Here is a 15,686-nt window from a genome sequence, read left to right on the forward strand (position 1 = left end):
CATTCATTATCAAGTTAGAGTATTAAGCCTCAGGATTTACCCACAAGTGATAATAAACTGGTTTAATCACTTATGGCTATTTTCCATAGTGCCTTAAGGGAGTAATCATGTTCACGGTTTATCATTCTAATCAATTAGATTTACTCAAAGCGCTAACGACTGCGCTGATAGAACGAGAGCCGTTGGATAACCCTTTCCAGCAAGAAGTGGTGCTAGTTCAAAGCCCAGGAATGGCACAATGGTTACAAATGCAACTGGCACAACAATTTAGTATTGCAGCTAATATTGAGTTTCCGCTGCCCGCAACCTTTATCTGGGATATGTTTACCCGTGTTTTGCTCGGAATCCCAAAAGAAAGCGCATTTAGCAAAGACGCCATGACATGGAAACTTATGTGGTTGCTGCCAGACTTACTGGAAAGCCCGGTATTTTCTCCCATGAAACGCTATTTAAGTGACGATAATGATAAGCGCAAAATCCATCAACTTGCAGCACGGGTTGCTGACCTTTTCGACCAATATTTAGTGTATCGTCCTGAATGGCTTGCCAGTTGGGAACGGGGCCAACTCATTGACAATCTGGACGATGCTCAACTGTGGCAAGCCAAGTTGTGGGTGGAACTGACCAATTATACCCGCCAATTGGAACAGCCCGAATGGCACCGTGCCAATCTCTACCAGCGGTTTATCCGCACCCTGCTTGAAGCGAATGTCTGCCCCGTTGGGTTACCCAAGCGGGTATTTATTTGCGGCATATCGGCATTACCTCCTATCTATTTACAAGCTCTACAAGCGCTGGGTAAACATATTGATATTCATCTGATGTTTACGAATCCTTGCCGCTATTTTTGGGGCGATATTCAGGATTATGCTTTTTTGGCTAAATTGCAAAGCCGCAAACGTAGACATTATCGCGAATCAATTGAAGTCAATCTGTTCCGCCAGCCAGAGCAGGCTGAACAGCTCTTTAATGCGAATGGTGAACAAGAACTCAGTAACCCATTATTAGCCTCGTGGGGGCGGCTCGGGCGGGATCATATGTATTTATTATCTCAGGTTGATGATATTCAAGAGGTCCACGCTTTTGTTGATATTGACCCTGACAATCTACTACATGGTATTCAGCACGATATGTTGGAGCTGGAAGACCACGCAATTATTGGCATCACGGCGGAATCCTTAGCGCGTAGCGACCAAAAGCGTCGATTAGATCTCAGTGATCGATCTCTTAGCCTGCATGTTTGCCATAGTCCTCAGCGAGAAGTTGAGGTTTTGCAAGATAACCTATTGAATTTATTCTCAACTAATCCTGAACTTACTCCACGCGATGTCATTGTGATGGTTGCCGATATTGACAGCTATACCCCTTATATTCAGGCCACATTTGGTAATGCGACAGGGGAGCGCTATCTGCCGTTTGCGATTTCTGACCGTAAAGCCAGTCAGGCCCATCCGGCGCTACAGGCTTTTATTACCTTACTTGATCTCCCCCAAAGCCGTTTCACCTCTGAACAAGTGTTGGCGCTGTTGGAGGTACCTGCTTTAGCCAGTAAGTTTGGTATTACTGAAGATGGCTTGCGCCGCTTACGGCAATGGGTGGGGGAATCGGGTATTCGTTGGGGGCTGGATGATGACAATGTACGGGAACTCTCCTTACCCGCGACGGGTCAGCATACCTGGCACTTTGGTATCACCCGCATGTTGCTGGGTTATGCCATGGATAGCACCGCCGGAGATTGGCAGGGTGTTCTGCCATATGATGAGTCGAGTGGCTTAGCTGCTGAACTCGCTGGGCAATTGGCAGATATGTTGATGCAACTAAGCCAATGGCGGCAGCAATTAAGTGAACCCCGAGCACTCAGCGAATGGTTACCCCTGTGCCGCCAATTATTGGATACCTTCTTTGAACCCGATAATGACACTGAAGCGGTGTTGGTGCTGATTGAACAACAGTGGCAGAAGGTTATCAGCTATGGTATTGCTGCCCAATATCCCGATGTGGTGCCACTTAATCTGTTACGGGATGAACTGGCTTCGCGCTTGGATAATGAGCGCATCAGCCAGCGTTTCCTTGCCGGGCCAATCAACTTCTGTACTCTAATGCCTATGCGCTCGATCCCATTTAAAGTTGTTTGCTTATTGGGGATGAACGATGGCGTTTACCCACGAACGCTGCCGCCGCTGGGATTTGATTTGATGGCAAAGCAGGTTCGCCGTGGTGACCGTAGCCGCCGTGACGATGACCGCTATCTGTTCCTCGAAGCGCTACTTTCGGCTCAGCAACAGCTCTATATCAGCTATATCGGGCGCTCTATCCAGGATAACAGTAAGCGTTATCCATCAGTGTTGGTCAGTGAACTGATTGAATATATCTCACAAAGTTATCATTTACCGGGTGACGAAATGCTCAATGCTGATGAGAGCGCTCAGCGGGTGATTCAGCACTTACTCTGCTGGCATGCGCGGATGCCTTTTGCGGCAGAAAATTTTATTCAGCATAGCGAGTTACAGAGTTACGCTGCTGAATGGCTACCCTCTGCTGAGTCCAAAGGGCGACCGCATCCAGAGTTTAATCAGCCATTATCGCCTGAACCTTTATCTGAAATTACATTGGATGAGTTAATCCGCTTCTATCGCCACCCTGTGAGGGCATTCTTCCAACTCCGGCTAGGAGTGAATTTTGTTATTGAAGAAACAGAATTACCTGATGAAGAGCCATTTACTTTAGATAACCTCAACCGCTATCAGTTTAATACTCAGTTACTGAATGCATTGATAGATGAGGGAGACATCAATAGCGTGTTTACCCGAGCTCGAGCGGCCGGTAGCCTGCCTTATGGATCGTTCGGTGAGCTTTATTGGGAAAGCCAGCAAGAGGAAATGGTGCCATTAGCTGAACAGATTCGTAGCGAGCGCCTTGAGCATCATAGCATTGAGCTAAATATCGAATTGGGTGACATCACCCTTACAGGTTGGATTCATCAGGTTCAGGAAGATGGATTAATTCGTTGGCGTCCCGCGGCATTAACGGCGATAGACGGGCTTTTATTATGGATTGAACATCTGGTCTATTGTGCTGGTGGAGGTGATGGGCAAAGCCGGATGTATGGTCGCAAAGGAACTGCATGGCGCTATGATTCTTTGGGCCGTGATGAGGCTCATCACTATTTACAACAGTTAATCAGTGGGTATCAGCAAGGAATGTGTGAACCACTGTTATTGCTGAGCAAAAGTGGTTGGGCATGGCTGAGCCAGTGCTTTGAACGCGAGTCAGGTCAGATTTTGTGGGATGAAGAAACACAAACTAAAGCCCGCATGAAACTTTTACAAGTTTGGCAGGGTGATCAGCGAGTTGCAGGTGAAGGTGAGGATAGCTATGTGCAAAGGGTGTTCCGCCTGATGGATAATCCACATCTCGACAAGATATTACATGAAACGGAACGTTATTTATTACCGATTGCCCGCCATAATAAGGCGTGAGAACTGCTGATGGCCAAACCAGGCTTTCATACATATCAATACCAGAAAGTTGGCTGCGGCTTTAAGCGGTAATTTTTAAGGGGTTAGGGGAGAAACGGAATGCATAAACAGTTTGCTCGCATCATGGGTATATTTTTCTTATTAGGTTTGCTGGCACCTCTCAGTTGGGCTGCTGCGCCTGCGTGGCAACCTCTGGCAGAAGCCATTCACAAAAGTGAACATGACCTGCGTAAATACCAGGCAATAAAGTTGCCTAATGGTATGACGGTATTGCTAGTTTCTGATGCGCAAGCACCTAAATCCTTGGCAGCACTGGCGTTGCCTGTCGGATCATTGGAAGATCCCAATAACCAGTTGGGTTTAGCTCATTATCTGGAACACATGTTATTGATGGGTTCTACGCGTTTTCCTGAACCAGGCAGTTTTGCCGAGTTTCTGAAAAAACATGGCGGTAGCCATAATGCGAGTACGGCTTCTTATCGAACCGCTTTTTATTTTGAAATTGAAAATGATGCATTAGCTCCGGCAGTTGAGCGTTTAGCCGATGCTATTGCACAGCCTTTGTTAGACCCTATCAATGCTGATCGTGAACGTAATGCGGTCAATGCTGAATTGACGATGGCCCGCTCGCGCGATGGGATGCGCATGGCGCAGGTTAATGCTGAAACGCTTAATCCAGCACACCCTAGTGCGCGTTTTTCGGGGGGTAATCTTGATACGCTGAAAGACAAGCCTGATGGCAAATTACATGATGAGCTGCTGAGTTTTTATCATCGTTACTATTCTGCCAATTTGATGGTGGGGGTGCTGTATAGCAATCAGTCTCTGGAGCAGTTGGCACAATTAGCGGCTGATACCTTTGGCCAGATTCCGAATCGGGAGGCAAAAGTCCCTCCAATTACGGTACCTGCTGTAACACCGGACCAAACCGGTATTATTATTCATTATGTTCCAGCCCAACCGCGTAAACAGTTAAAAATAGACTTTCGCATTGAGAACAATAGCGAAGAATTTCGCAGCAAAACAGATACCTATGTTAGCTATTTGATTGGTAATCACAGTAAAGATACGTTGTCCGACTGGCTACAAAAACAGGGGCTGGCAGATGCTATTAATGCTGGTGCCGATCCAATGGTAGACCGTAATGGTGGGGTGTTCTCTATTTCGGTATCACTTACGGATAAAGGTTTGGCCAAACGTGACGTCGTGGTGGCCGCTATCTTTGATTACATCAAAATGTTGCAAAAAGACGGCATTAAACAGAGCTATTTCGATGAGATAGCCCATGTTTTAAATCTGGATTTCCGTTATCCCTCAATCACGCGAGATATGGATTACATCGAGTGGCTGGTGGATATGATGTTGCGAGTACCTGTCGCACATGTGCTTGATGCGCCCTATCTGGCGGATCATTATGATCCCAAGGCCATTGCTGCCCGGTTGGCTGAAATGACGCCAGAGAATGCGCGGATCTGGTTTGTCAGCCCTGAAGAGCCTCACAATAAAGTGGCCTATTTTGTTGATGCCCCTTATCAGGTCAATAAAATTAGCCCACAAGAGATGAAAGACTGGCAACAACTTGGGGAGAATATCACTCTGAGCCTACCGGCACTTAACCCCTATATCCCAGATGACTTTACGCTGATCAAAGCAGATAAAAATATCACCCGGCCACAGAATGTTGCGGAACAACCGGGGTTACGGGTGTTTTACATGCCAAGTCAGTATTTTGCTGATGAACCGAAAGCCGATATCGCGCTGGCTTTCCGCAATCCTCATGCGTTGGATACCGCCCGCCATCAGGTACTATTCGCCCTGACTGATTATCTGGCCGGCCTTTCACTGGATGAACTGAGCTATCAGGCTTCGATCGGCGGAATCAGCTTCTCAACCGCCCCTAACAACGGTTTATATGTCAGTGCTAATGGCTTCACACAGCGGATGCCACAATTGCTAACCACGCTGGTTGAAGGTTATTCCAGTTTTACGCCAACAGAAGATCAATTAGTGCAGGCTAAATCTTGGTATCGCGAGCAGTTGGACGTGGCTGAGAAAGGCAAAGCTTATGAACTGGCGATTCAGCCAGCGAAATTGCTGTCTCATGTTCCTTATTCTGAACGCAGCGAACGGCGCAAATTGCTTGATACTATCAGCGTGCAAGATGTGCTGACTTATCGTGATAGCTTGCTGAAGCAATCTGCGCTGGAAGTATTGGCAGTGGGTAATATGACTACCCAGCAAGTTACCACTCTGGCGGAATCGTTGAAAAAACAATTGGCTTTGACGGGAACTACTTGGTGGACCGGCGAGGATGTTGTTGTTGATAAGGCACAACTGGCCAATATGGAGCGGCTTGGCAGCAGTTCTGATGCTGCGCTGGCGGCAGTCTATGTTCCAACCGGTTATACGGAAATTGATGGTATGGCGCGTAGTGCTTTGCTGGGGCAAATTGTTCAACCGTGGTTCTATGATCAATTACGAACCGAAGAGCAACTCGGCTATGCAGTATTTGCCTTCCCGATGTCGGTTGGCCGACAGTGGGGCTTGGGGTTCTTGCTGCAAAGTAACAGCAAGCAACCTGATTACCTTTATCAACGCTATCTTGCCTTCTATCCACAGGCAGAAAAGCGCCTGCGTGAAATGAAACCTGCTGATTTTGAACAATATAAACAAGGGCTAATTAACCAATTACTGCAACGACCACAAACTCTGGATGAAGAGGCTAGTCGTTACAGTAATGATTTCAATCGTAATAATTTTGCGTTTGATAGTCGCGAAAAAATGATTGCTCAGGTGAAGCAACTTAATAGCACTGTATTAGCTGATTTCTTCCAGCAAGCGGTTATTAAACCGCAAGGTCTGGCACTGCTTTCTCAAGTTAAAGGTCAGGGGCAAACGGCTGGCGGATATGCGGTGCTTAAAGGATGGACGACCTATCCGACAACATCTGCCTTGCAGGCTACCCTGCCGCAGAAGGTATTAGCTCCATGACATCAATGACTCCCCAGCGGCTGGAGCCGCTGACGCTCCCCTTATACGGTGAGAGGCTGATTGAAGCCTCTGCCGGTACTGGTAAGACCTTTACCATTGGGGTTCTTTATCTGCGATTGCTGCTTGGTTTGGGAGGGGAGGCAGCATTCAGTCGTCCCCTGACAGTAGAGGAAATCCTGGTGGTGACCTTTACTGAGGCGGCAACTGAAGAGTTGAGGGGGCGAATTCGCGACAATATCCATGGGTTGCGTATTGCTTGCGTACGGGGAGTCAGTGATGACCTAATGCATAAGGCTTTATTAACTGAAATTAGTGATCTGGGCGAGGCCGCAGCACAGTTACTTACTGCTGAGCGTCAGATGGATGAAGCCGCAATTTATACTATTCACGGTTTTTGTCAGAGAATGCTGACGAACAATGCTTTTGAATCTGGCATCTTGTTTGAACAAACATTGGTTCAGGATGAACAGCCCTTACGCAGACAGGCCTGTGCCGATTTTTGGCGGCGTCATTGCTATCCGCTTCCGTTGGCTGTTGCACGCGCAGTCAGCCAGGAATGGAGCGGGCCGGAGGCATTGCTCAAAGACCTTGCTGCTTATTTACAAGGTGAAACACCAAAATTTCGGCAAGCACCAGGTGATGATGAAACGATACTCAGCCGGCATCAGCAAATAGTTGTGCAAATTGATGCTGTCAAAGCGCAATGGCGTGCGGTGGCTCATGAGTTGGAAGCTTTAATTAGTGCATCTGGCGTTGATAAGCGCAGCTATAGCAGCCGATATTTACCTAACTGGCTAGAAAAGGTCGCTATATGGGCAGAGCAGGAAACCGGTGATTATCAGTTACCTAAAGAGCTAGAAAAGTTTCGCCAATCGATATTATCTGAGAAAACCAAAAAAGGTGCGATCCCCCAACACTCGGTGTTCAGTGCGATAGACCGCATCTTCGAACAACCTTTGACACTAAGAGATTTGATTTTAGCCCGCGCAATTAGCGAGATACGAACTTCCGTCCAGCAGGAGAAACGGCAGCGGGCAGAATTGGGTTTTGATGACTTGCTCAGTAAATTGGATGTGGCATTACAGCAGCCAGGTGGTGAGTTGTTAGCTCAATCTATTCGTACCCGTTATCCAGTTGCAATGATTGATGAGTTTCAGGATACCGATCCTCAGCAATACCGTATTTTCCACACGCTTTATGGTAACCAAGGTGAGTGTGGTTTATTACTGATTGGCGACCCTAAACAGGCTATTTATGCTTTCCGTGGCGCAGATATCTTTACCTATATTCGTGCTCGTTCAGAAGTAAGTGCCCACTACACGTTAGAGACCAATTGGCGTTCCTCTTTCCCGATGGTTCAATCAGTAAACAGGCTTTTTAGTTCGGTTGAGGTTCCCTTTCTGTTTGAACAAATCCCTTTTGTCAAGGTGGCGGCGGCTGAAAAAAATAGCTGTCTATCTTTTGAAATTAAAGGGAAAAAACAGCCAGCCATCTCTTTTTGGCTGCAACCGGGTGAAGGGGTTGGGGTTAGTGAATACCAGCAATTGATGGCCAGGCAGTGCGCCAGTCAAATCCGTGACTGGCTGGTGGATGGGCAGAATGGGCTGGCGCAATTAGTGACAACGACAGGCTCAAGGCCGGTTCAGGCATCTGATATTACTATTTTGGTTCGTAGCCGGGCAGAGGCTGCGCTGGTTCGAGATGCACTGAGTGCCTTAGCTATTCCATCGGTTTACTTATCCAATCGCGACAGTGTTTTTGATACTGCAGAAGCCAAAGATCTATTGTGGTTATTGCAAGCTGCATTGGCCCCTGAGCAGGAAAGAGCCTTACGCAGTGCGATGGCTACCGGGATGCTAGGGTTGGATGCACAGATGCTGGATGCATTGAATCACGATGAACGGGCTTGGGATTCTCTGGTCGATGAATTCGATGGCTATCGCCAACATTGGCAGCGCCGTGGTGTGCTTCCTATGCTGCGAGAAATAATGGCACAGCGTCATTTAGCTGAAAACTTGTTGGCGACCCCTGGTGGGGAGCGTCGGCTGACAGACTTACTGCATTTGGGAGAGTTATTACAAGAGGCCGCATCACAGCTTGATAGTGAGCACGCACTAATCCGTTGGCTGGCACAACAAATAGCACAACCAAATCATCAGTCAGATAATCAACAATTGCGTTTGGAAAGTGATCGCCATTTGGTTCAGGTGATTACAATTCATAAATCAAAAGGGTTGGAGTATCCGTTGGTTTGGCTCCCTTTTGTCGGCAATTTCCGTCAGCAGCAGGACGTGCTATATCACGATCGTCATAGCTTTGAGGCTCTGCTTGATCTGAATGCTGATGAAGAGAGCCAGGCTTTGGCGGAAGAAGAGCGGTTGGCAGAAGACTTACGGTTACTCTACGTTGCGCTGACCCGCGCGGTTTATCATTGCAGTATCGGTATTGCGCCGCTGATTAAAGGCGGGCGGAAAAAACAGGGCGAAAGCGACATGCACCTTAGCGCTTTAGGCTATTTGGTTCAACATGGACAAGCTGGCGACGCGCAATATCTGGCGGATAAGTTGGCGGAGCTAACCACATTTTCGGGCGGTGATATTTCGGTCTCACTGGCGGAACGTCCTGACGCTACAGCTTGGCAGCCACGGCCTGAAGTTTTGCCAGAACTCGCCGCGCGCCAGTTTAACCGACAAATGCACGACTTTTGGCGGGTTACCAGTTATTCCGGCCTACAGCAGCATGGTGCCAAATCGCAGGTTCTGAATCTCCCTTTACAGGAGCTATTGCCACGGCTAGATAGTGATGCCGTCGGTGAGCAGGCACTCATCACCGCAGCTGATTTAACGCCCCATACCTTCCCGCGGGGGGCGGCACCGGGGACTTTCCTGCATGATTTACTTGAGCCATTAGATTTTAGCCAACCTATTGAGCCAGACTGGCTGGCGCAGCAACTACAGCAACAGGGCTTTGGTGAACAATGGTCGCCAATGTTGTATCAATGGCTAAGTGACATTATGCAAGTCCCCCTTAACGATGCGGGCGTAACTCTGGCGGGATTGACGCCGGAGAGTAAGCAGGCGGAACTACAGTTTTATTTGCCTATCGATACTTTGTTACGCGCTAATCAATTAGATGCCTTAATCAAGCATTATGACCCGCTCTCACGTCAGTGTCCGGTGTTAGATTTTCAGCAAGTCAGAGGGATGCTTAAGGGCTTTATTGACTTGGTTTTCTGCTGGCAGGGTAAGTATTACTTATTAGATTACAAATCTAACTGGCTGGGAGAAGACAGTAGTGCTTATACCGTACAATTGATGGCCCAAGCGATGGCTGAGCATCGTTATGATCTGCAATATCAGCTTTATACCTTGGCTTTACACCGTTATTTACGTCATCGCTTGGGCGATTATGACTATCAACGGGACTTCGGGGGTGTCATTTATCTCTTCTTGCGTGGTGTCGATAAACAACATCCGGGTAATGGTATCTTTAGTTGTCGCCCTGAACAGGAGCTGATTGAAGGAATGGATTGTTTATTCAGTGGCAATGAGGTCGTTCTACTTTCAGGTCATGAAAGTGGTACAGCTCAGGCAGATGAGGATTCATCAAGATGATGGTTCTACTGGACCAAGCGGTTCGTGACCACTTACTACGCCCTCTGGATGTTCAATTTTCTCGCATGATTGCAGGGGATGATGAGCCTATGCTGCAATTGGCGGCGGCTATTCTCAGCGCCGAGGCGGGAGCCGGGCATGTGTGCCTGCCATTAAGTTATCTGCAACCAGAACAACTGTTTGGTGGGCGGCAGGCTGGGTTATCTCAAGCATTATGGCTGGCTGCTGGTGCTCCAGAGCTGTCGCGTTGGATACAAGGATTAAATAATTCTCCAGCGGTCAGTGATGGCTCATTACCAACGCCGTTGGTGTTGCAAAATGAACGTTTGTATCTCCAACGGATGTGGCAGTACGAGGGTGATGTGGTGCGGTTTATTGCCAGTGACAATACCGCTTTATTCGTTAATGAGGCCAGGGGGATTAACGAAAGCCTATTAACAGAGACACTGGACCGCCTATTTGGTCGATCAGACACGGAGATTGACTGGCAAAAGGTGGCCGCCGCAGTAGCCGCTACTCGCCGTATCTCGGTGATTTCTGGTGGGCCGGGAACGGGGAAAACCACCACAGTAGCCAAGCTATTAACTGCGCTGATACAGCTTAGCCAAGGGCAGCGTTTACGTATCCAGCTTGCTGCCCCAACGGGTAAAGCCGCTGCGCGGCTGACTGAGTCATTGGGGAATGCCATCCGCCAACTTACACTTACAGACGCCGAGCGCAAGTTATTCCCAGATCAAGCATCCACTCTGCACCGTTTATTAGGTGCTCAACCAAACAGTCAACGTTTGCGTTATCACCGAGGTAATCCACTAAATCTTGATGTGCTGGTGGTAGATGAAGCGTCTATGGTGGATTTACCCATGATGGCGCGGCTAATTGCCGCTTTGCCCGCTAAAGCTCAAGTCATTTTCCTCGGGGACCGAGATCAGTTAGCTTCGGTTGAGGCCGGGGCGGTATTAGGGGATATTTGTCGCTTTGCTGAGTTGGGTTATAGCAAGGCTCGTGCAGAACAGTTAGCACGGCTGACAGGATGCACATTGGCCGGAAATATACCGATTGGATCAGTCTCTACGGATACGGTCAATGTGCGTGATAGCCTGTGTTTATTGCGTAAGAGCTATCGGTTTGATGAGAAATCGGGTATCGGGCAGCTCGCTTTAGCGGTTAATGCAGGCAAGTATCGGGATGCATTATCAGTATTAAAGGGGGCCTATTCAGATGTTGAACATTTTTCTCTGACGGATTCAGATGACTACCAACGGTTGCTGGAGGATTGCGTTGCGGGCTATCAGCATTACCTCCAATTGGCAGCTACAGGTGCGCATGCTGTGGATGTGCTGGTGGCATTTGGTCGTTATCAATTGTTGTGTGCATTGCGAAGTGGGCCATTTGGTGTCAGTGGCTTGAATGAACGGATTGAGCAGTTGTTGCATCGCAAGAGGTTAATTGAGCGCGCACCTGGCCCATCTGGGCGTTGGTATGCCGGTCGGCCGGTGATGATTGGGCTTAATGACAGTGCGTTAGGTCTCTTTAATGGCGATATTGGTATCGCGTTATATGACGATGAAGGAGAGCTACGGGTGCATTTCCAGTTGCCGGATGGCAACATAAAATCGGTGCAACCCAGCCGTCTTCCCAGCCATGAAACGGCTTATGCCATGACAGTTCATAAGTCGCAAGGATCAGAGTTTGAACATACCGCCCTGGTATTACCGAATACTTTTATGCCGGTATTAACGCGCGAATTGGTTTATACCGCGATCACTCGCGCCCGCCAGCGTTTAACTCTGTATTGTAGCGATACGATATTGGGCAATGCGATACGCACACCGACTCTTCGTCTGAGTGGGTTAGTGGATCGTTTGAATGCATTGACGTGAGTTATACGCTGCTGCTTGAAGCCACAAGGAACACGTTACACGGACCATTCCTTGGTCTGGCAAGGGGGGCCGCTGCTTGCGGCCTCCCTATAACGCTAATTATGTTGGGAATAAATTAAATAAAACCCTGATAAAGCATTTGGTCGCAATATTTATAATCAATACGGCTACAAATCAGCCAACAGAATCTTTGAGCGCCGCTGATAGTTATACAGTTCCTGCTTCTGAATCGGTAAAACCTCTACTTCGGCAGGTGTAAAACCGCGTTCTTGGAACCAGTGAATACTGCGGGTGGTGAGTACAAACAATTTTTTAAGCCCCATCTGTCGCGCTTGATTAGCAACGCGCTTTAATAGCATTTCTCCCCGAGAAGAGCTGCGATAGTCAGGATGTACTGCCACGCAGGCCATCTCACCTATTTGTTCTTCAGGGAACGGATAGAGCGCTGCACAGGCAATCGTCAAATTATCCCGTTCAATAATCGTGAATTTGTCGATTTCCATTTCAAGCTGTTCCCGCGAACGACGCACCAGAATGCCTTGTTGTTCCAGCGGGCGAATCAATTCAAGTATGCCACCAATATCATTGATGGTAGCGCGGCGCACTTGTTCAGCACTCTCCATAACAATCTGTGTACCGATACCATCGCGGGAGAATAGCTCTTGGACTAGCGCTCCATCCTCCTGATAACTCAGTAAATGGCTCCGGCGCACACCGCTACGGCAAGCTTTCACTGCACCACGTAGGAAGCGTACCGTACCGGAGTTGTAATCACCCTCTTGTTCCAGATCTTCAATCCGTTTTTGAGCATCATTTGGGAACAGCTCTGAAATAATGTCACCTTCACTGTCAGTCACCCCTTGGGATGAACAGAAACCGATCATCTTTTCTGCTTTCAGTTTGATAGCTAACTGGGTGGCAACTTCTTCTGATGTGAGATTAAAGCTCTCGCCGGTCACCGATACAGCAACCGGGCCTAGTAACACGATTGCGCCATTATCTAATTGACGGTGAATTGCCTCTTCATCGATACGACGAATACGCCCGCTATGACAATAATCCACACCATCATCCACCCCCAGCGGCTGAGCAATAATGAAGTTGCCACTGACTACATTAATATGCGCGCCTTGTAGCGGGGTATTATTGAGACTCATTGATAGTCTTGCAGTGATATCCAACTGCAATAGGCCGGCTGCTTGTTTCACCATTTCCAGAGTTCGGGCATCTGTTACCCTGGTATGCTTGTGATAAATAGGTTCGTAATGATGCTGTGCCAAATTGCTGTCGATCTGTGGGCGCGCACCGTATACCACGACCAACCTGATCCCAAGGCTATGCAACAAACCGATATCATTGACGATATTCGCGAAGTTTTCATGCTCAATCGCCTCGCCACCCAACATGACAACGAATGTCTTGCCACGGTGCGCGTTGATATAGGGAACTGAGTGGCGAAATCCCTGGACCAGTTCAGTACTACGTTCCTTCACGGCAGACCCTCTTTGAATTTTTATTCGGTATTTTTGTATTTTTATTCTTTTTTGACCAAGATGGCAAGCACCAAATTACTATCAAATGCATATGTATGGCGTATCTGTATTAATAAATTGAATAACATAAAAATGTTTTTCTAATGACAGCGTGGGATTGATTCGTTAAAGTTTTTGCACATAAATTTTTTTGTGCGCTTTTTATTCATATTTTGGTAGTTACTTTGGAGTTACATGGCAGATTCAAATCATAATCCTGGGCGTCGTCGTCTGTTACAAGGTGCTGCGAGCGCTTGGATGCTGAGTGTTAGTCGAGTTGGATTTGCTGCTTCCTCACATATTATTGCAGTCCGGGTTTGGCCCTCTTCAACCTATACCCGAGTCACGCTGGAATCCAATACTCCGCTGAAGTATCGTCAGTTCGCTCTTACCAATCCTGATCGTATTGTGGTTGATATTGAAGGGGTACATTTAAATAGCGTCCTGAAACAGATAACTAATCAGGTTCAGTCCGGTGACCCTTATCTGAAGCAAGCCCGAGTAGGGCAGTTTGATAAAAATACCGTCCGTTTGGTTTTGGAGTTGAAGCAGAGCATCAGCCCCCAGCTATTTACTCTAAAACCTTTTGCTGAATTTCGAAATCGTTTAGTAGTGGATTTATATCCCGCTCAGGGCAACAGCTCTGCTGAGGACGATCCATTGTTGGCATTATTGGAAGATTATAATAAAGGCGACGTGGAGCGTAGCTTACCCGCAGAGACACCAAAAGCAGGCAAAGCAGGGCGCGATAGACCGATAGTTATCATGCTGGATCCTGGTCACGGCGGAGAAGATCCCGGTGCTATTGGTAGAAATAAAACCCGTGAAAAAGACATCGTGCTACAAATTGCCCGTCGGTTACGGGCGTTAATTCAAAAAGAAGCCAATATGCGGGTGTTTATGACCCGTAATGAAGATGTTTTTATCCCGTTGAAAGTGCGGGTAGCGAAGGCGCGCAAACTGCGGGCAGATTTATTCATTTCAATTCATGCGGATGCATTTACCAGTCAGGCGGCCAGAGGTTCCTCCGTTTTTGCGCTATCAACCAAGGGCGCAACCAGTACCGCCGCGCGTTTCCTGGCCCAGACACAGAATGAGGCCGACCAGATTGGGGGGGTTAGCAAAAGTGGTGATCGCTATCTGGACCATACCATGATTGATTTACTGCAAACGGCGACGATTAATGACAGCCTGAAGTTTGGTAAAGAAGTGCTGAATCGCATGGGGAAGATTAATACGCTGCATAAGAACCGTGTCGATCAGGCGGGGTTTGCTGTATTGAAAGCACCTGATATTCCTTCAATTTTGGTTGAAACAGCATTTATCAGTAATCTGGAAGAAGAGCGCAAACTACGTACCAGCCGTTTTCAGCAACAAGTCGCAGAATCTATTTTTGCTGGCATCAAAGCCTATTTTGCTAATGGTGGGGCGATGGCCCGACTTTAACGCGTAGGGCATTGTTATTGATTGAGATATATACCCTAAATAATTCGAGTTGCAGGAAGGCGGCAACTGAGATAATCCCGCTGAGTTGACGTTAGTCAATTATTCGGGTGAACGAAAGCAACCAACACACATGCGGTTTGAAGTATGACGGGTATAAAGCCAGAAACAAAAAAACACCCTTGAGGGTGTCTGATGTTTATATGAAAATGATTAAAAATTGGTTGCGGGGGCCGGATTTGAACCGACGACCTTCGGGTTATGAGCCCGACGAGCTACCAGGCTGCTCCACCCCGCGTCCGTCTTAATACTATTTTCTATCTTACTACTTAGTCGTGTAATTGGTTGCGGGGGCCGGATTTGAACCGACGACCTTCGGGTTATGAGCCCGACGAGCTACCAGGCTGCTCCACCCCGCGTCCGTCACTACACTTTATTTGCTTCTCACTACTATTCTACCTAATTCGTCTTAACTTTCAAGACTATCGAACGACATTTGATACTGCTGGTAGCCAGTATCGGTTGGTTGCGGGGGCCGGATTTGAACCGACGACCTTCGGGTTATGAGCCCGACGAGCTACCAGGCTGCTCCACCCCGCGTCCGATTGAGCGCACTATACTCTGGATGAGATCTGTTGCAAGTATTTTTGCCACTTAATTAGGGTAAATAGGTTTTTTCGATTAATTTATCAACTATCTGTTTCCTTTTTCCCCATAACGGGGTCAGGAGGATTTTTTCCACCTGCC

The 15,686-nt window shown here is 47.8% G+C and carries 6 protein-coding genes and 3 tRNA genes; 5 read left to right on the top strand and 4 right to left on the bottom strand.

Annotated elements, in window-relative coordinates; all coding sequences use genetic code 11:
- The first annotated feature begins 107 nt into the window (after positions 1–107).
- The 4 genes from recC to recD all read left to right on the top strand — a co-directional run bounded on the left by recC (position 108) and on the right by recD (position 11,964).
- Positions 108–3,479: an exodeoxyribonuclease V subunit gamma gene (recC, locus tag V1955_RS04130; protein ID WP_442820572.1), complete on the top strand. Its 3,372-nt coding sequence runs from the start codon at positions 108–110 to the stop codon at positions 3,477–3,479.
- A 99-nt stretch (positions 3,480–3,578) separates the two neighbouring features.
- On the top strand, positions 3,579–6,470 hold the full coding sequence (gene ptrA / locus V1955_RS04135; RefSeq protein WP_442820573.1) for a pitrilysin: 2,892 nt from the start codon (positions 3,579–3,581) through the stop codon (positions 6,468–6,470).
- The gene (recB, locus tag V1955_RS04140; protein ID WP_420073033.1) at positions 6,467–10,084 is read left to right on the top strand and encodes an exodeoxyribonuclease V subunit beta; all 3,618 of its coding nucleotides are present in this window, start codon (positions 6,467–6,469) and stop codon (positions 10,082–10,084) included. Before ptrA ends, recB begins: the two co-directional genes overlap by 4 nt.
- Positions 10,084–11,964, top strand: a complete 1,881-nt coding sequence (gene recD / locus V1955_RS04145; protein WP_442821418.1) for an exodeoxyribonuclease V subunit alpha — start codon at positions 10,084–10,086, stop codon at positions 11,962–11,964. The genes recB and recD overlap by 1 nt, the downstream gene beginning before the upstream one ends.
- 167 nt (positions 11,965–12,131) lie before the next feature.
- Here recD and argA read toward each other — a convergent pair whose 3' ends face one another.
- Positions 12,132–13,457, bottom strand: a complete 1,326-nt coding sequence (argA, locus tag V1955_RS04150) for an amino-acid N-acetyltransferase (protein ID WP_083162886.1) — start codon at positions 13,455–13,457, stop codon at positions 12,132–12,134.
- A gap of 234 nt (positions 13,458–13,691) precedes the next feature.
- Here argA and amiC point away from each other — a divergent pair, with 234 nt between their 5' ends.
- The gene (gene amiC, locus V1955_RS04155) at positions 13,692–14,942 is read left to right on the top strand and encodes an N-acetylmuramoyl-L-alanine amidase AmiC (RefSeq protein WP_372559781.1); all 1,251 of its coding nucleotides are present in this window, start codon (positions 13,692–13,694) and stop codon (positions 14,940–14,942) included.
- Positions 14,943–15,160: 218 nt separating this feature from the next.
- On the opposite strand, the gene V1955_RS04160 is transcribed toward amiC, so the two are convergent.
- From V1955_RS04160 to V1955_RS04170, 3 genes are all read right to left on the bottom strand, one after another.
- Positions 15,161–15,237 (bottom strand) — tRNA-Met (locus V1955_RS04160).
- A gap of 44 nt (positions 15,238–15,281) precedes the next feature.
- Positions 15,282–15,358, bottom strand: a tRNA-Met gene (locus V1955_RS04165).
- 104 nt (positions 15,359–15,462) lie between these two features.
- Positions 15,463–15,539: transfer RNA gene (locus V1955_RS04170), tRNA-Met, on the bottom strand.
- Between the last annotated feature and the right edge of the window lie 147 nt (positions 15,540–15,686).

Source organism: Yersinia sp. 2545 StPb PI (assembly GCF_052217125.1).
Lineage (GTDB): Bacteria > Pseudomonadota > Gammaproteobacteria > Enterobacterales > Enterobacteriaceae > Yersinia > Yersinia enterocolitica_E.